Origin of the sequence: Campylobacter gracilis (genome assembly GCF_018374135.1) — a bacterium.
GTDB lineage: Bacteria > Campylobacterota > Campylobacteria > Campylobacterales > Campylobacteraceae > Campylobacter_B > Campylobacter_B gracilis_A.
This window is the reverse complement of the sequence record NZ_JAHAFS010000016.1, coordinates 40,094-55,895: the sequence shown is the minus strand read 5'-3', so window position 1 is coordinate 55,895 and position 15,802 is coordinate 40,094. Positions and strand designations below refer to the sequence as shown.

At 46.4% G+C, this 15,802-nt stretch carries 19 protein-coding genes and 5 tRNA genes; 16 read left to right on the top strand and 8 right to left on the bottom strand.

Annotated features, from left to right (window positions below; translation table 11 throughout):
* The first annotated feature begins 212 nt into the window (after positions 1-212).
* Positions 213-1,271, top strand: a complete 1,059-nt coding sequence (locus KH703_RS08295) for a DUF3137 domain-containing protein (protein WP_304295398.1) — start codon at positions 213-215, stop codon at positions 1,269-1,271.
* Positions 1,272-1,432: 161 nt separating this feature from the next.
* Here KH703_RS08295 and KH703_RS08290 read toward each other — a convergent pair whose 3' ends face one another.
* From KH703_RS08290 to ribA, 7 genes are all read right to left on the bottom strand, one after another.
* A complete protein-coding gene (locus KH703_RS08290) occupies positions 1,433-2,095 on the bottom strand; it encodes a hypothetical protein (RefSeq protein WP_304295397.1) in 663 nt (220 codons plus the stop codon).
* Between the two features lie 489 nt (positions 2,096-2,584).
* Positions 2,585-3,007, bottom strand: coding sequence for a peptidoglycan-binding protein LysM (gene lysM / locus KH703_RS08285; protein ID WP_304295396.1), 423 nt, complete (start codon positions 3,005-3,007; stop codon positions 2,585-2,587).
* 198 nt (positions 3,008-3,205) lie between these two features.
* A complete protein-coding gene (locus tag KH703_RS08280) occupies positions 3,206-4,408 on the bottom strand; it encodes a chloride channel protein (RefSeq protein WP_304295395.1) in 1,203 nt (400 codons plus the stop codon).
* A 571-nt stretch (positions 4,409-4,979) separates the two neighbouring features.
* A complete protein-coding gene (locus KH703_RS08275; protein WP_304295394.1) occupies positions 4,980-5,522 on the bottom strand; it encodes a hypothetical protein in 543 nt (180 codons plus the stop codon).
* The gene (locus tag KH703_RS08270) at positions 5,519-5,725 is read right to left on the bottom strand and encodes a hypothetical protein (protein ID WP_295153197.1); all 207 of its coding nucleotides are present in this window, start codon (positions 5,723-5,725) and stop codon (positions 5,519-5,521) included. The genes KH703_RS08275 and KH703_RS08270 overlap by 4 nt, the downstream gene beginning before the upstream one ends.
* Positions 5,725-6,303: a 16S rRNA (guanine(527)-N(7))-methyltransferase RsmG gene (gene rsmG / locus KH703_RS08265; RefSeq protein ID WP_304295393.1), complete on the bottom strand. Its 579-nt coding sequence runs from the start codon at positions 6,301-6,303 to the stop codon at positions 5,725-5,727. The genes KH703_RS08270 and rsmG overlap by 1 nt, the downstream gene beginning before the upstream one ends.
* On the bottom strand, positions 6,300-6,860 hold the full coding sequence (gene ribA / locus KH703_RS08260; RefSeq protein WP_304295392.1) for a GTP cyclohydrolase II: 561 nt from the start codon (positions 6,858-6,860) through the stop codon (positions 6,300-6,302). The genes rsmG and ribA overlap by 4 nt, the downstream gene beginning before the upstream one ends.
* Positions 6,861-6,923: 63 nt before the next feature.
* Here ribA and hemB point away from each other — a divergent pair, with 63 nt between their 5' ends.
* The 7 genes from hemB to KH703_RS08225 are packed head-to-tail and all read left to right on the top strand — an operon-like array spanning position 6,924 to position 12,609.
* Positions 6,924-7,898 (top strand): porphobilinogen synthase, encoded by a 975-nt coding sequence (gene hemB / locus KH703_RS08255; RefSeq protein WP_304295391.1) that lies wholly within the window; start codon positions 6,924-6,926, stop codon positions 7,896-7,898.
* Positions 7,899-7,900: 2 nt separating this feature from the next.
* Positions 7,901-8,116, top strand: coding sequence for a hypothetical protein (locus tag KH703_RS08250; protein ID WP_304295390.1), 216 nt, complete (start codon positions 7,901-7,903; stop codon positions 8,114-8,116).
* Between the two features lie 9 nt (positions 8,117-8,125).
* On the top strand, positions 8,126-8,518 hold the full coding sequence (locus tag KH703_RS08245) for a type II toxin-antitoxin system death-on-curing family toxin (RefSeq protein ID WP_304295389.1): 393 nt from the start codon (positions 8,126-8,128) through the stop codon (positions 8,516-8,518).
* Positions 8,515-9,438 carry an ornithine carbamoyltransferase gene (argF, locus tag KH703_RS08240; protein ID WP_304295388.1) on the top strand — a complete coding sequence of 308 codons (924 nt, stop codon included), beginning with the start codon at positions 8,515-8,517 and terminating at the stop codon, positions 9,436-9,438. Before KH703_RS08245 ends, argF begins: the two co-directional genes overlap by 4 nt.
* Before the next feature lie 15 nt (positions 9,439-9,453).
* Positions 9,454-9,936, top strand: coding sequence for a DUF2603 domain-containing protein (locus KH703_RS08235; RefSeq protein WP_304295387.1), 483 nt, complete (start codon positions 9,454-9,456; stop codon positions 9,934-9,936).
* Positions 9,929-11,293 (top strand): oxygen-independent coproporphyrinogen III oxidase, encoded by a 1,365-nt coding sequence (gene hemN, locus KH703_RS08230; RefSeq protein ID WP_304295386.1) that lies wholly within the window; start codon positions 9,929-9,931, stop codon positions 11,291-11,293. Before KH703_RS08235 ends, hemN begins: the two co-directional genes overlap by 8 nt.
* A gap of 11 nt (positions 11,294-11,304) precedes the next feature.
* On the top strand, positions 11,305-12,609 hold the full coding sequence (locus tag KH703_RS08225) for a (Fe-S)-binding protein (protein WP_304295385.1): 1,305 nt from the start codon (positions 11,305-11,307) through the stop codon (positions 12,607-12,609).
* 619 nt (positions 12,610-13,228) lie between these two features.
* Here KH703_RS08225 and KH703_RS08220 read toward each other — a convergent pair.
* Positions 13,229-13,441 carry a hypothetical protein gene (locus KH703_RS08220; RefSeq protein WP_297882846.1) on the bottom strand — a complete coding sequence of 71 codons (213 nt, stop codon included), beginning with the start codon at positions 13,439-13,441 and terminating at the stop codon, positions 13,229-13,231.
* A 126-nt stretch (positions 13,442-13,567) separates the two neighbouring features.
* Between KH703_RS08220 and KH703_RS08215 the strand changes: the two genes are divergently transcribed.
* From KH703_RS08215 to secE, 8 genes are all read left to right on the top strand, one after another.
* Positions 13,568-13,643, top strand: a tRNA-Thr gene (locus KH703_RS08215).
* A 37-nt stretch (positions 13,644-13,680) separates the two neighbouring features.
* Positions 13,681-13,765 (top strand) — tRNA-Tyr (locus KH703_RS08210).
* A 12-nt stretch (positions 13,766-13,777) separates the two neighbouring features.
* A tRNA-Gly gene (locus tag KH703_RS08205) sits at positions 13,778-13,854 on the top strand.
* A gap of 113 nt (positions 13,855-13,967) precedes the next feature.
* A tRNA-Thr gene (locus KH703_RS08200) sits at positions 13,968-14,042 on the top strand.
* Positions 14,043-14,098: 56 nt separating this feature from the next.
* Entirely contained in the window at positions 14,099-15,298 is a 1,200-nt protein-coding gene (gene tuf / locus KH703_RS08195) for an elongation factor Tu (protein ID WP_040304280.1), read from the top strand.
* A 58-nt stretch (positions 15,299-15,356) separates the two neighbouring features.
* A complete protein-coding gene (gene rpmG, locus KH703_RS08190; protein ID WP_005872634.1) occupies positions 15,357-15,530 on the top strand; it encodes a 50S ribosomal protein L33 in 174 nt (57 codons plus the stop codon).
* A 6-nt stretch (positions 15,531-15,536) separates the two neighbouring features.
* Positions 15,537-15,612: transfer RNA gene (locus KH703_RS08185), tRNA-Trp, on the top strand.
* 12 nt (positions 15,613-15,624) lie between these two features.
* Positions 15,625-15,798 carry a preprotein translocase subunit SecE gene (secE, locus tag KH703_RS08180; protein WP_005872632.1) on the top strand — a complete coding sequence of 58 codons (174 nt, stop codon included), beginning with the start codon at positions 15,625-15,627 and terminating at the stop codon, positions 15,796-15,798.
* The last annotated feature ends 4 nt before the right edge of the window (positions 15,799-15,802 follow it).

Sequence of the window (15,802 nt, the reverse complement as noted above, 5' to 3'; positions counted from 1 at the left end):
GGCGCCGCTTTTATGCGAAATTCCACTTCTGCGCACTGCCCTCGCTAGGACGGAATTTTAAACTTAGAGTTTTGAATTTATCCTTAAATTTGGGGGCGCTGTGTAAAATTCATATAAAAAACTCGCCTTATGTGCGGACGAGCGAGCTTTGAAATTCCAAAATTCCTAGAATTTAGCTAAAATTGCGGGCAAATTTAAAGAGGGACGAAATTTTGACTATTTATGATTTGGAGCGCCTGAGGCTGGATGCGAAAAAGCACGTGGAGCAGCTAAAGTTTATTGTCGTCGTAAGCACGATCGTCTTGTTTGCGGTGTTCGGCGCTATCGCGTATTTCGCAGATAGGCAGGGCGCGCAGAGCTTTAGCGCGACGATGCTTATGCTGCTGGCGGTCGCCTCGCTCGCCGTAAGCCTTAAAGAGGTGCACTTAAACGGCTGGCAAAAGGATCTCATCGGCACGGAAAATATCTTAAAGTTCGGCGCGGTCGCGATCTCGTTTTTGATCTTCAAATACTCCGCGGCCTTGCCGCAGGCGTTGATAGGCTTAGCCGCACTTGCGCTCGCGGTGTGGCTAGCGGCGCGGCTTTATGCGCTCGGCGTAAGAAGCGCACAAGATATCTTTACGGGGCGATACCGCCAAAGCTACAAGCAGCACTATCTGGCACCTTTCGTGCGCGAGCTCGGCTACGAATACGTCTCCTACGGCAGCGTGCCGTTTTGGCGCGTGGTGCAGAGCGATCTGTTCGAGTTCATCGAAAATCTGCGCGGCAACGACCGCGTGGGCGGCGCGTGGCAGGGGGTGAGCTTCGAGTTTAGCGATGTGAGCTTTTTTCATCAAAATTTACAGCACGAGCTCGTGGGGGCGTTTTTCGTAGCGGAATTTAACAAACGCATCATCGCGCCCGTTTTCATCTATCCCCGCGAGATACAAAATAAACAGCACGTAGGTCTAAAGCCCGTTGCGATGGACAACGTGGAGTTTGCCGCGCGCTACAAGGTGCTTAGCGGCGAGCCGCAAAATGCGATGTACGTGCTAACCCCCGCATTTATGGAGCGGTTTTTGGCGGTGGGCGATGCGCTCGGGGCGCAGATCTGGGCGAGCATCAGAGAGCGGCGGATCCATATTTTCGTGCACACTAAGCGCGATAATTTCGAGCCTAGCGTCTATGAAAGCGTGCTGCGCCGCGACCCCGCAAGCGAGATAAAGAGTGAAATTTTAAACTTTTTGAGTATCGTTAAAATTTTAAAACTGAATGTGAGGATTTGGATTTAATAAAATTTAAGCGGTATTTTTGCTAAAAATTTTTAACTCTTAAAAGATAATTCGGCGCGTCCAGGCTTATCAAATTTTGATTTCATACGAGGCTATCTTCTAAACGTTTATCGCTTAGCTGCTTATCAAATTTTTGCTTTACTTCTAAACCTGCTCCTAGCCTATATAAAAATTTGCGGCTGGATTTTGTCTAAAATTTTACCCGTTTTTAGCAGAAAATAGGTCTTTAATTCCTGGTATTCCCTGCTCGTTAAAATCGAGGCGTCGATAATGAAATGCTTATCGAAGATAATCAAACTGTCGCCGCTTAGCATATCCAGTCCGAGCCCTAGCCCGTTTACTAATCTAAAAATCAGCAGCGGAAGAATGCCGAGCCCAAATGCTATCGGCACTACGAACGGGGCTATCGCATAGTCTTTAAAGTAAAAAACCGCAGACATCAAAACGAAGTAGATCATAACGACGCTAATTACAAACTTTTTTGTGATTGTCGGCAATTGGAGTTGGGAAGGCCCAAAGGTTCGTTTTATCCCCACTATATTTGATAATTTTATTTCGAGCAGGACTAAATTCTTCTTCGTAGAAAAATACTCTATAGCGGAATTTTTAAATTTAATATAGCAGCTTCCTAGCTCTTTTGGGCGCCTAGTTAGCTCTCCGGGATGCCTATATGGAGAGAGGTATGAAATAATATCTAAAAGAAATAGAAACGGCAGGTATAGCTTTATCATCTCTATCGAGTTGTCTTTGATGATTATCGGATATTTGTCGTAGTCTCTAGACTCGGCTTTTTCTAGCGTAGTGCTGATTTTAAATTTATCCAAATTTAGCTCTTTATAAATAGAATTTCAAAGCGTTTTATATGTTCTTAAATAGGGCGGCGGCGCACAAGTGCGGCGGATAAATTACTATCTGCCGTCGTACGGCTCGCAAAACTGCGCTACGGCTTAAAATCAAAACCCGTCTCACAAAAGCAAATCCGTGGCTCGCAAGTCTGCAGTCTGTAAAATCTATAGCTCACACAATCATGCCGTGCCGTCGGCTTATAAAGTCGCAGTTTGAAAACCGCGCCGTAAAGCCAGCTTAAAATCACGCCCTGCAAAAACCGTGCTCGCGCTGCCAGTCTGTAAAATCATACTCTGTAAAGCGTAAAAAACCGCGGCGCCTCGCTAACTCGTAAAATTTTGGCTCGCCAAAGTCGCGCTGCGCCGCGGGCTGATAAAATCACGGCTCGCACAAACGCAGCGCAATACGCGCAAAAGTAAAATCCGCGGCTTGCGAAATCAAGCCGCAGCATTCAAAAGCGGTAAGCTTTAAATTTTTGGAATTCTGATCTTCTGCCCCGGATAGATTAGGTTCGCGTCCTTGATAACCTCGCGGTTGGCGTCGAAAATAATCTTGTATTTATTCGCGTCGCCGTAGAATTTCTTCGCGATTTTAGATAGGTTATCGCCCTTTACGATGGTGTAGTAGTTCTCGGCGCTATCCTCTCTAATGCCCTCGATCTGCACGTTTTTGATACCTGCGGTGTTGCCCGCGATGAGGGCTGCTTTTTCGAGAGTTTCCTTATCGGCGTTGCCGCTGATTTTGACGGTGTCGCCCTGCACCTCGACCTCTAGCCCCTCTACCGGCGTCGAGCTAAGATTGGCGGCGATCTCGTCTTTTACGGATTTGGCGTCATCGCCTAGACCTAGTAGTTTCTTGCCTGCTTCGGCTACGAATGAAAGTAAACCCATGTCTTCTCCTTTGGTTAAAGTGGCAAAATTTTATCTTAAATTTACCAACGATCAGCTTAGATGCATATCCTTACGGCTTCGCCCTAGCCCAATGATGCGACCTACTGCGCTTACTCTATGCGCGACAGCAGGTTTTCAGACCATCATCGTCGCGCCCATCGATTTATGTTTGCAGCGTATGAATTATCAGCGCCGAGACTACGCTAAATTTTTCGTCAGTAAATTTCTAGCGATCACGGCGCATACGATGCTAAAAACGACGACCGAATATGAGTTGAGATTTAGCCCGCAAAATCCTGCGCTTAGGGCAAAGGCACAAAGCGGCGCGTTTAGATTGATCGCTAAAAAGGCAGCCCCTCCGCAAACCCCCGCTGCGCTTAGGCTAATAGGCAGAATTTCGCCGATCGCAAATCCTACGCATAGCCCTAAAACTGCGCCCAGCGCGAAACTCGGCGTTAGCGTGCCGCCATATCCGCCGCAGCGAAAGATCATCAAAATGCAAAATGCCTTGCAAAACAAGATCGCAAGCAAATACGGGCTAAAGGATGCGGAGTTGAAAGCAAACTGCGCTGCGGAGCGCCCGTTACCTAAAATTTCAGGCACGTATGCGCCGATCGCCGCGGTAAGCAAGAATGCAAATGGCAGTGTAAGCGCGATTTTAAGGCTTTTTATGCGCAGCTTTTCGCACAAGCGCACCCCGTCTTGAAAGTATTTTGCTGCGACCCCCGTGACAAGCCCGATTAGCGCCGCTGCGAGTAAATTCTGTGGGGTAGGAGCGAAGTTTGAAACTGCGTAATAAATTTCTTTTGAAGCTCCGAATTCTGCCGTAGCTGTAGCCACCGCGCTTGTGGCAAAGGCGCACAAAATCGCTCGAGTATCGAAGCTTTTAAGCAAAATTTCTAGGCTAAAAAGCGCGCCCGCTAACGGGACGTTATATGCAGCGCCCAGTCCAGCTCCCGCGCCGCATGCGACAAATAGCCGAAGCTCGTCTCCGCCGATATTTAAGGCACGGCAAATTTTAGCTGCAAATAAGCCACCCAGCTCGCGCGGAGCAGCCTCGCTGCCTACCGGTGCGCCCAGGGCGATGGCTGCAAGCTGCAAAACCGAGTGGATTAAATTTTGCCAAAACGGCGGATTTTGCCCATCCATCATCGAAGCTACGTTTAAAAAGAGTTTTAGTCTTATTAGCAGAATTCTAATTAAAGTTACGATTGCGCCGGCTGCGAGGACGCTAAGAAAGCGCCTAAGCGCAGTGGTTTGCTCTGTGATAATGTGAAATTCCTCATCATTATGTCCGAAAGCAAAAGTTTCAATTTCGTTGATGCCGAAGTTTAAAAGCCCCGCGCAAAGCCCCATTATAACGCCTATCGCGAGGATCGCTAGAAAGAATTTAGTACTCAAAATATGCCTTTTTGAAACGCATAATTATATAAAATTTTAGCTTTAAAAAATCCTTACCGTGCATATAAAAGCAGCTAAAACGCGAGTAAAATTTAAAACAATGGCTAGGAATTTATATCATCTCTGTGAGTAAATTTTGCGCGAAATTCTATGAAGCGCAGGCAGGTACGGAATTTTATTTACGTTAATCGCGCGAGTAAAATTTACATAGATTTTATATCGCGCGTAGAAAATTTAGTAAAATTTCGCATCGCGCGGGAGGATAAAATTTTATTTGAAATTTCTTGCCGCGAGGACAGGCGAAATTCTACGTAAAATTTAAATCTATCCGAGCGGGTAAAATTTTAAATTGAGTAAGCGAGAAAATTTTGCAGAGGACGCGTGGGATTTCGCGCAGAATTCCAATTTACGAAAGAGGGCAAAATTCCGCGTAGAATTCCGATCCGCGTAAGCAGGCGAAATCTCGCGTTAAATTCTAAGCCGCGAGGCTAGGCAAAATTATGCGCGGAATTTTAATTCGTGTGAGTCATAGAAATTTTGCACTCCGCGAACAAATTCGCTTAGGATTTTGCTATTTTTTCCAAATATCGTCGTTTTTGCCGGCTGCGGGCGCGCTTAGCTTTTTATCCAGAGCCGAAATTTTATCCGCGAGCTTTTGCGCGCCGCCGAAAATTTCATCTTTTTTCGGAAGTCCGAAGTGAAATTTTGAGCCTACGCTATCTCCGATGCTTGCAAGTAGCGATTTGGGCGCGTTTGCGATCGCGTCTTTAAAGATCGCCGCATCGATTCCGAGCTCGGCTAAGTTTTTTAACGCCCGCGCAGAGCCGATAAACATCGCGATCTTGGCGTCAAAAAGATAATCGTTTGCTAGCTTTTGCGCGGCTGCGGCGGATTTTTTATCCACGACGATGAAGCGCGCGCCTGCGCCGTTTGCGAGTAAAATTTCATTTATATCGTTCGTAATAACGCTAAATTTTTTCTGCGCCTTTTGCGCGGCGGCGATTAGCCTGTCGTTAAATTTAAAGAGCAGATTGTCGTATTTGAAAACTCCGTCGCCGTTTTTGATGAGATACAGCGGCTCGTAGGGCACGAGCGCGTGGCCTAGGATGATCATTTGCCACCCCTTAGTTTGGCTTCGCAGGATTTGCAAAGGCGCTTTTTATCGCGCAGAGCAAGCTCGTCGTTGCTAAAGTACGTCCCGCACTCGTCGCACGCCAGAAGCTCGGTCGCATCGTCCTTTTTCTTTATGCGAAATCTAGGCACTATCAAAAAATATATGAGCGCCGCGATAACGGCGACGGCTAGAATTTTTCCCATTATTTCACCCCTTTGATCACTAAAAATTTTCTATTTTTCAAAGCGTTTTCGCCGCTAAAAATTTCGCAGTGTGCGCTCGTAAATTCCTTGCGGAATTCTGCTGCTTCCATCTCTGCGCCCGAGCCTTTGTAGAGCAAAAACGTCGTGTTTTCATCGTAAAAGCCGCGGCAAATTTCGACTAAACTTCGCGCGCTCATTAGCGCTCGTGAGCTTATCAGATCGGCGCGCAGCTTTGCGCCGTCTTGCACGCGCTCGGCGTGGATTTTTACGTTAGCTAGAGCAAGGCTAACCTTCGCGTAGGTTAGAAACGCCGCTTTTTTTTGATTTGGCTCAAACAGATGCCACTCGCACAGCGGCAGCGCAAGCGCTAAAAAAATCCCGGGGAACCCCGCTCCCGAGCCGATGTCGCACGCGACGTGCGGATAGCGCGGTATGAAATTCGCTCCGCTTAGGCTGTCGCGCACCACCGCGTCCAAATCATCGTAATTTGTGAGACTATGGACGCGGTTAAATTTTTGCAGACAGGCTTTAAATTTAGCGATCTGCTCGCCAAAGCTCTCGCCCGGCGCAAGCTTCACAGCAGATGCCCCATCTGCTCTTTTTTGACGCGCAGATAGTTTTCGTTAAATTTATTAGGCGTGATGATTATCGGCACGCGCGCGACCACTTCTACCTTTAGATCGTGCAGCTTTTGCGGGTTGTTCGTAAGCAGATTTATGCGTGAAATTCCAAAATGAGCGAGTATGAAATCCACGATCTCGTAGGTGCGCTCGTCCGCTTTGAAGCCGAGCTGATGGTTTGCTTCGATCGTATCGAAGCCCTGATCTTGCAGAGCGTAGGCGTTGATTTTATTAAAAAGCCCGATATTGCGCCCCTCTTGACGCAGATAGATCACCATGCCGCCGTGCTCTTCGATATATTTTAGACTTGCTTCGAGCTGGTCGCGGCAGTCGCACTTTAGGCTGCCGATCGCATCGCCGGTAAGGCACTCCGAGTGGATCCGCACGTTTACGACGCCCTCCAAAGGTTGCTTAAATATCACTAGATGCTCTTTCTCGCCTTGCTTAAACGACTGAACGCGGAAGCTTCCGAAGCGGGAGGGGAGATTTGCGACCTCTGAAATTTTTATATCCATGCTTAAATTTACTCCGATTGTGATATTATAAATCTCACAATTCTAGCTAAAAAAGGAAAAATAATGTTTAAACGATTTAGACGCCTACGAATAAACCCCGCGCTTAGGGATCTGGTGCGACAAACCGATCTGCAAACCCGCTTTCTAATCTATCCGCTTTTCGTGGTGGAAGGAAGCGGCATTAAAAAGGAGATCACCTCGATGCCGGGCGTATTTCAGATGAGCTTGGATGAAATTTTACAAGAGTGCGAGGCCCTCATATCGCTTGGTTTGGATAAAATTTTACTTTTTGGAATTCCTTCGCTAAAGGACAGCATCGGCTCGGATGCGCTAAGCGAGGACGGCATCATCGCGACTTCGCTACGCGCTATAAAGGCTAAATTTCCAAATTTACTCGTCATCACCGATCTGTGCTTTTGCGAATATACCGACCACGGACACTGCGGCATCATCGATCATGTGCATCAGACGGTGGATAACGACGCGACGCTTGAAATTTCGGCGCAGCAGGCGCTCATCCACGCCAAAGCGGGTGCGGACATGATCGCGCCTAGCGGTATGATGGACGGCATTATCGAGATTTTGCGAGGAGCGCTTGATCGCGGCGGATTTGAAAATTTGCCGATTATGGCGTATTCGACGAAATTTGCCAGCGGCTACTACGGGCCGTTTCGCGACGTGGCGGAGAGCGCACCGAGTTTCGGCGATCGCAGCAGCTACCAGATGGATCCCGCAAATAGATTTGAGGCGATCAACGAAAGCCTGCAAGACGAGGCGCAGGGAGCGGACATCTTGATGATAAAGCCCGCGCTTGCATATCTGGATCTAATCAGAGATCTGCGGGAGCGCACGCTACTGCCGATCTGCGCGTATAACGTAAGCGGCGAATACTCGCTGTTGCAGGCGGGCAAGAAGGCGGGTGTGATCGATTATGAGCGCGTGATGATGGAGACGATGATAGGCATAAGGCGCGCGGGTGCTGATATGATCATCACCTATCACGCCAAAGAGATCGCGGAAATTTTAAACAGGGGCTAGCGATGAATAAAGTGGCACTCGAAATTAAAAGTAATGAAATGCAAGCCGTCTTGGATGCCGTGATGAAGCTGGCAAAAAAGATGAAATTTGAAGCTAAAATTTTGCCCGAAAATAGGGATGAGTATATAGAAAATTTTGGCGAGCTTTCGAGCGCCGTTATTGTGAAATTGGATAAGCCGAGCAATAGGGCTGTTTTTGAGCGCTTAAAGGATAAATGAAAAAGACAAATGAAATATTTAACGCTGCATCAGGCTATTTTTATCCACGATAAAATGCTGGAAAAAATAGGCGGAAGCAAGGGTTATAATAAAACTTCGCTTAGCTATTTATCGTCTGCGTTGCAGAATATAAAAAACGATCTGTATTATCCTACTATGGCGGATAAACTCGCGCATTTGACGCATTCGTGCATAAAATTTCATCCTTTTACCGACGGCAATAAAAGGACGGCGATTTTGCTAGCCGATATGTTTTTGTTGGCAAATTCTATAGTTTTGGACGACGAGGAATTTTATGCGGCGATGGAGGACATAGTCGTAAAGGTGGCTATGGGCGATATGACGAAAGGTGATTTAAAAGAATTTTTTAGTAAATTTATAAAAGATAAAGGAGCGATATGAGGCACTTTCTTACGTTAAACGATTTTAGTAAAGACGAGATAATCGAAATTTTAAATTTAGCCTTTGAGATAAAAAAAGAGGCGAAGGCGCGAAATTTTAAGCCATATTTGAAAGATCAAAAATTGGCGATGATATTTGAAAAAAGCTCTACTAGAACGCGCGTTAGCTTCGACGTAGGGATGAACGAGCTAGGCGGGCACGCGTTATTTTTGAGCAGTCGCGACATCCAGCTCGGGCGAGGCGAGCCGATCAAAGACACCGCGCGCGTGATTTCGCGAATGTGCGATCTAATCATGGCGCGCGTAAATCGCCACGAGACGCTAATAGAGCTCGCGGAATTTAGCCGCGTGCCGGTGATAAACGGGCTAAGCGATAAATTTCATCCCGTGCAGCTAATGGCGGATCTAATGACGATCGTGGAGCGCGGTATTGAAACTCCAAAGATAAAAGCCGCGTACGTGGGCGACGGTAACAATATGGCGCACTCGTGGTTGATGCTTGCTAGCAGGCTTGGCTTTGAGCTGCGAATAGCGACGCCTGTGAGCTATGAGGCTGATCCGCAGATACTAGCGCAGGCGCAAGAAAATGCTAAAATTTCAGGTGCTAAAATTTTAATAACGAACGATATAAAAGAAGCCGTAGCGGGCGCAAACGTCGTGACGACCGATACTTGGGTCTCGATGGGGCAAGAAGCGGAAAAGGAGCAAAGAATTCGCGATTTCGCGGGCTTTTGCGTGGATGAAAGCTTAATGGCTCTAGCAGGTAGCGGCGCGATCTTTTTGCACTGCTTGCCGGCGTACCGCGGATATGAGGTAAGCGAGACCGTGTTTGAAGCGCACGCGGATGAAATTTTTGCAGAAGCGGAAAATCGCCTGCACGCGCAAAAGGGCGTTATGGTCTGGCTGGATCAAAAAAGATAAATTTTAGGAGAACGCATGGAAGAAAAAGATAAAGCGCTAAAAAAGATCGACAAAGCGAGCGAATTTTTCGGGCTGGATAGCTCGAAAAGGACGGTTTTTGAAATTTCGCAGGGCGAAGACAACGAGAAAAAACTCACTCTAAAAAGCGGCTCGTGGAGCGATGAGGAGCCGTGGTTCGGCATCGACGAAAATAACGAAGTGCACACGATGATCTCGATAAAATCGCTTGCAAATCTCATCGCCGCGACCAAAAACGCGATGCAGGAAAATTTTAACCTCAAGCTTGAGCGCTCGATTTTGCAGCATACGCCGGTGGATTTCGGCGACGCATGGATCGTGTGTATGGACGAGATCAGAAGGCTAACGGGCGCAAATCCGAGTGCGAAAAGATTAAGCTTAGACGTAGATGCCGTCGTTTCGCGCGTAAAAAGTCTGCATCCGAACCTTTTCATCGACATCGAAGAGCTTATCAAAGCCAAGGCGGGCGGCCGTGAATAGCATAGACTTCGACGCTTACGCGAAATTTTCGCGTCCAGGACCACGCTACACGAGCTATCCGACCGCTTTGGAATTTAGCGAAAATTTCAGCTACGACGGATATTTGAACGAGCTGAAAAATCAGAAAAGCTCCACGCCGCTGTCGCTTTACTTTCACATGCCGTTTTGCCGCTCCGCCTGTTATTTTTGCGGCTGCAACGTAATCTACACGGGCAAGCGCGACAAGATGGATCGGTATTTGGACTATATCGAGCGCGAAATGCAAATTTTAAGCGGCGTCGTGGACGGCTCGCGCCAGGTCGTGCAGATGCACTTCGGCGGCGGCACGCCTACATATTTTAGCGCCGAACAGCTCGCGCGCCACATAAAAAATATCAAAAAATATTTTAAAAACTTCAGCTCCGAAGCCGAGATCAGCTGTGAGATTGATCCGCGATTTTTAAACGCCGAGCAGCTTGACGTGCTCGTTTCAAATGGCTTTAACCGCATCAGCTACGGCGTGCAGGACTTCGATCCGCAGGTGCAAAAGGAGATCCACCGCATTCAGCCTTTTGAGCTTACGCAGGAGGTCATAGCCACGGCTCGCGAGAGGGGGATAAAATCGATAAATATGGATCTGATCTATGGTCTTCCGTATCAGAGCCTAGCTAGCTTTAGGCGCACGCTGGAGCTTGCGCTTTCGCTTGATCCGGACCGCTTCGCGATCTTTAACTACGCGCACGTGCCGTGGATAAAAAAATCTATGCGTAAATTTGACGAAACGACTCTGCCCGAGCCCAAGGTGAAGCTTGAAATTTTAAAATTTACCCACGATTTTTTGAGCGCGAACGGATATGAGATGATCGGCATGGATCACTACTCAAAGCCCGCAGACGAGCTTCATGCCGCGCTTAAAAACGGCTCGCTGCACCGTAACTTTCAGGGCTACACGACCAAGGGCGGCGCCGATTTGATCGGCATCGGGCTAACTAGCATCGGCGAGGGCGCGCGCCACTACGCGCAAAATTTCAAAGATATGGACGCTTACGAGGCTGCGATCGATGCGGGTAGGCTGCCGTATTGCAGGGGCGTTTTGCTAAATGAAGAGGATCTGCTGCGTAAAGAGGTGATTATGGGGCTGATGAGTAATTTCTGCGTCGATATAGAGGCGATCGAGGAGAAATTTAAGATAAAATTTTTCGAGCATTTTGGCGCTAGCCTAAAACAGCTTGAGGCGCTAAAGGATTTCGTACAAGTCTCGCCGCATAGAATTTCGGTAACGCCTACCGGCACGCTTTTGATCCGCAATATCGCGATGTGCTTTGATGAGTATATGGGTAAAAATTTAGGCGAAAAGCGCTTTTCTAAAACCGTTTAAGCGGCGCGGCTATGAGTAAGGCAAAGCTTGGAGCGTTCGATTTTGCGGCACTTAGCGAGCGCTGCGTAAAATGTGGTAAATGCATCCAAGTCTGCACGATTCATGGCATTAACGGCGATGAAGTAACGAGCCCACGCGGATTTGTGGATCTTTTGGGCGCTTACGGCAGAAATGAGCTAAAGCTTGATAAAAACGCTAAGAAAATTTTTGAAAGCTGCTTTTTATGCGCCAACTGCGTAGATATTTGCGGCGAGTCTTTGCCCATAGATACGGCAATCGAGAATGTTCGCGCGCGCATTGCGGAAAAATTTGGCATCGCGTGGTACAAAAAAGCTGCGTTTTGGCTGCTCGGGCACCGCAAAGCGCTGGATCTAGCAGCAGCGCTTGGATACGTGTTTCTTAGCTGTGGCTTTAAGATGCGAAAAGATACGCAAAGCTCTATGTCGCCTAGATTTGACTTGCCACTACTTAAAAAAGAGCGCCTGCTGCCTGCTCCTGCGAAAAAGAGCTTTATGAACTCTCATGCAGAATTTATCGACAACGGCGGCGAAAAAACTATTGGAATTTTTATAGGCTGCATGGCAAACTACGCCTACACGGGCGTAGGCGAGGCGGTTTTACATATCGCGCGAGCGCTAAAGCTAAACGTAAATTTAATGAAGGAACAAGCCTGTTGCGGCGCCCCTGCGTATTTTACGGGAGATTTTGCGGCGGTTGAACGCGTGGCAAAATTTAATATAGCATATTTCGAAAAAGCTCTGCCTGCTCTTGATGCGATTATAGTGCCCGAGGCTACGTGCTCTGCAATGCTGCGGGTGGATTACGCGCATTTTTTTGAAAACGAGCCGCAATGGAAAGCCCGTGCGCAAAAGCTTGCGAGTAAAATTTTTATGGCGAGCGAATACTTTTATAAATTTACAAACTTAAGTGATCTTTTGATGCGCCGCGGCAAAAGGGCTTTAGCGATTACTTATCACGATCCGTGCCATGCCCGCAAAATGCAGGGTATTTGGAAAGAACCGCGCGGCTTGCTCGCTCAAAACTACGAAATAACCGAGATGGATGAGCCTAATAAATGCTGCGGATTTGGCGGCGTGACGATGCAAACCGAGCGCTACGAGCTCGCGCGCGCAGTGGGATTAGCTAAGGCGCGTGCAATGGCAGATCTGCCTGTGCGCGTAGTTTCTGCCGAGTGCAGTGCGTGCAGGATGCAGCTAAATAATTCGCTTTCTTTACGCAGCTCGCAGACGAGGTGCGTAAATCCGTTGGAGCTCATCGCTGAAGCGCTTATGAGTGAGGAAAATTCCAATGGATAAAATTTAACATTTGTGAAATTCCTGCGTTTCGTTAGCTTTTTACTCAATTCACATCCTGGGACAAAATTCCGTGCTTTTGAAATTTTGGTTTTTAAAAATTATGATTAAATTTTATCGTTAGCTTTTAGAGCTTATGGTCTACACTTTTAAGCTTTCGGATATATCAGCCTGAAGTGGCGTGCAGTGTGAACCCATAGGCTTTGCTGCTGCGGTGGGGTTGATTAATATGATTTTAAATACTAAAATTTTGTAGTTTAGAATTTTAGCTGATGGATTTGCGCAAAATTTTAAGAAGTTGAATTGAGGGATGGATTTTGGCAGGAATTCTAATTTTACGCGGTATTATTTGAAATTCTATGGAATTTGCGGCTAATGGCTGGAATTTTGATTTATTAATTCGCGTGGATTTGCTTAGCGTTGCAGGATTAAAGCGCAAATTTTAAATTTCGTAAAATTTAAGAAGTAGTTACGTATGAGCTTCTTGCACTTCGTGGTTTCGACGTTGCGGCAAAATTTCTTTCAAAAATGCCAAAGTATGCATAAAATATACTCACAATTTTCAGCACGAGATATTTGGCAAAAAGGCTAAGCTAGCGAGATCATGGATTTAAATTTAATTTTATTCTTGCTCTTTTGCGTCATCTTCAGAGTCCAGCTTTGCTTCTTCGATCAAGAGCCTGTTGGCTTCGGTAGCCTTTTTTATCTCGCTTAAGTTTTCTTCTATCTTATTTAGGCGCTTTTCAAGGGTATTTAGACGCTTTTCGGAGCGGGAGATAAAATAATAAATCAAATAAATCATAAAAACTATTATGATCCAAGGTACGATTTTCATATAAAATTCCTTAAAATTTAAAATTGCGCGCATTATAGCAGAAATTTTATGAAATTTTAAAATAGGCTGTTTTAGCCTTGACAATTGGGGATTTTTCGGTTATAATTGCCACTTCAATTTCAAAATGCTGGTGTAGCTCAGCTGGTAGAGCTACTGCCTTGTAAGCAGTGGGTCGGCGGTTCGATCCCGTCCACCAGCTCCATTTTTTTGTAACAGTGTTTGACCAGATTTCATCAAAGGGTGAGATACTCAAGTGGCCAACGAGGGCAGACTGTAAATCTGCTGGCTTTGCCTTCCGTGGTTCGAATCCACGTCTCACCACCATGAATTTTTGATGCGGGATTAGCTCAGTTGGCTAGAGCATCAGCCTTCCAAGCTGAGGGTCGCGGGTTCGAGCCCCGTTTCCCGCTCCACCATTTAGGTTTACTGGGAGCTGTAAAACTTAACTGCTTTTATATGCTTACATAATCTAAATTTTGGTCGCATTGTTGGGTATTGGTAGCGATTTCTCTTTGCCTGAGTTTAGGCTCATATGGCTCAGAGGTAGAGCACTTCCTTGGTAAGGAAGAGGTCGCGGGTTCAAGTCCCGCTATGAGCTCCATAAAATAGAGTCGCTTAGTTTGTTGTGTAATCCACAAATCAATAACGGAGGATATGATGGCTAAAGAAAAATTTAATCGTAACAAGCCACACGTAAACATTGGTACCATCGGTCACGTTGACCATGGTAAGACTACTTTGACAGCTGCTATTTCTGCTGTTCTTTCCAGGAAGGGTCTAGCCGAGCTAAAAGACTACGACAATATCGACAACGCTCCAGAGGAAAAAGAGCGCGGTATTACTATCGCTACGTCTCACATCGAATATGAGACTGAGAAGCGTCACTATGCTCACGTTGACTGCCCTGGCCACGCCGACTACGTAAAAAATATGATTACCGGTGCGGCTCAGATGGACGGCGCTATTTTAGTTGTTTCTGCTGCGGATGGCCCTATGCCTCAAACTCGCGAGCACATCTTGCTTTCTCGCCAGGTAGGCGTTCCTTATATCGTAGTTTTCCTAAACAAAACCGATATGGTCGATGATCCGGATCTTTTAGAGCTAGTTGAAGAGGAAGTTAGAGATCTTTTAAAAGAGTATAAATTCCCTGGCGACGAGACCCCAATCATTAAGGGCTCTGCTCTTAAGGCTCTTGAGGAAGCGAAAGCCGGACAAGACGGCGAATGGTCTGCAAAGATTATGGAGCTTATGGATGCGGTTGATAGCTATATTCCAACCCCTGTTCGCGATACCGACAAAGATTTCCTTCTTCCGATCGAAGATATTTTTTCGATTTCCGGTCGCGGTACCGTTGTAACCGGTAGAATCGAAAAAGGTATCGTTAAAGTTGGCGATACTATCGAGATCGTAGGTATTAAGCCTACTCAGACTACTACCGTCACTGGCGTTGAGATGTTTAGAAAAGAGATGGATCAAGGTGAAGCCGGCGATAACGTAGGTGTTTTATTGCGCGGTACTAAGAAAGAGGAAGTAGAGCGCGGTATGGTTTTATGCAAACCAAAATCGATCACTCCTCATACTAAATTTGAGGGCGAGGTTTATATCCTAACTAAAGAAGAAGGCGGACGTCATACTCCATTCTTTAATAATTATAGACCGCAGTTTTACGTTCGTACGACAGATGTTACCGGTTCGATTACTCTTCCTGAGGGAACCGAGATGGTAATGCCTGGCGATAATGTTAAGATTACCGTTGAGCTAATCGCTCCAATTGCTCTTGAGCAAGGTACTCGCTTCGCGATTCGCGAAGGCGGTCACACCGTAGGCTCAGGCGTCGTTTCGAAAATCATCGCTTAATTTTTTTGCAAGCGGAATTTTATAAAATTCCGCTTGCTTTTTTATTCAAGGAAACCAAATGGCAAAGAATTCAAGTAGAGTAAAGGTCGGATTAAAATGCTCCGAAAGTGGCGATATTAACTATACTACTTATAAAAATAGCAAAACTACGACCGAAAAACTAGAACTTAAAAAATATTGCCCTAGATTAAAAAAGCACACGCTTCATAAAGAAGTCAAGTTAAAAGGCTAATGTTATAGGGCAATAGCTCCAACGGTAGAGCGCCGGATTCCAAATCCGATGGTTGGGGGTTCGAATCCCTCTTGCCCTGCCACGAGGATTGGGTATGGAAAAAGTAAAAGAGTATTATAAACAAGCAAAAGTAGAGTTAGATAAGGTAATTTTCCCGACTAAAGATCAAACTAAAACAGCATATATCTCTGTAGTCGTCGTAGTCGTAGTTATCGCACTGTTTTTAGCGTTAGTGGATCTTATTATGTCCGCTTTGATAACGGCCTAAGTAA

Bases quoted from the DNA above. Each gene is read 5' to 3' on its own strand.
- lysM (WP_304295396.1), bottom strand. From the start codon at position 3,007: ATGGGTTTACTTTCATTCGTAGCCGAAGCAGGCAAGAAACTACTAGGT.
- KH703_RS08275 (WP_304295394.1), bottom strand. From the start codon at position 5,522: ATGATCATCCTAGGCCACGCGCTCGTGCCCTACGAGCCGCTGTATCTC.
- KH703_RS08270 (WP_295153197.1), bottom strand. From the start codon at position 5,725: ATGGGAAAAATTCTAGCCGTCGCCGTTATCGCGGCGCTCATATATTTT.
- ribA (WP_304295392.1), bottom strand. From the start codon at position 6,860: ATGGATATAAAAATTTCAGAGGTCGCAAATCTCCCCTCCCGCTTCGGA.
- hemB (WP_304295391.1), top strand. From the start codon at position 6,924: ATGTTTAAACGATTTAGACGCCTACGAATAAACCCCGCGCTTAGGGAT.
- KH703_RS08250 (WP_304295390.1), top strand. From the start codon at position 7,901: ATGAATAAAGTGGCACTCGAAATTAAAAGTAATGAAATGCAAGCCGTC.
- KH703_RS08245 (WP_304295389.1), top strand. From the start codon at position 8,126: ATGAAATATTTAACGCTGCATCAGGCTATTTTTATCCACGATAAAATG.
- argF (WP_304295388.1), top strand. From the start codon at position 8,515: ATGAGGCACTTTCTTACGTTAAACGATTTTAGTAAAGACGAGATAATC.
- KH703_RS08235 (WP_304295387.1), top strand. From the start codon at position 9,454: ATGGAAGAAAAAGATAAAGCGCTAAAAAAGATCGACAAAGCGAGCGAA.
- KH703_RS08225 (WP_304295385.1), top strand. From the start codon at position 11,305: ATGAGTAAGGCAAAGCTTGGAGCGTTCGATTTTGCGGCACTTAGCGAG.
- KH703_RS08220 (WP_297882846.1), bottom strand. From the start codon at position 13,441: ATGAAAATCGTACCTTGGATCATAATAGTTTTTATGATTTATTTGATT.
- tuf (WP_040304280.1), top strand. From the start codon at position 14,099: ATGGCTAAAGAAAAATTTAATCGTAACAAGCCACACGTAAACATTGGT.
- rpmG (WP_005872634.1), top strand. From the start codon at position 15,357: ATGGCAAAGAATTCAAGTAGAGTAAAGGTCGGATTAAAATGCTCCGAA.
- secE (WP_005872632.1), top strand. From the start codon at position 15,625: ATGGAAAAAGTAAAAGAGTATTATAAACAAGCAAAAGTAGAGTTAGAT.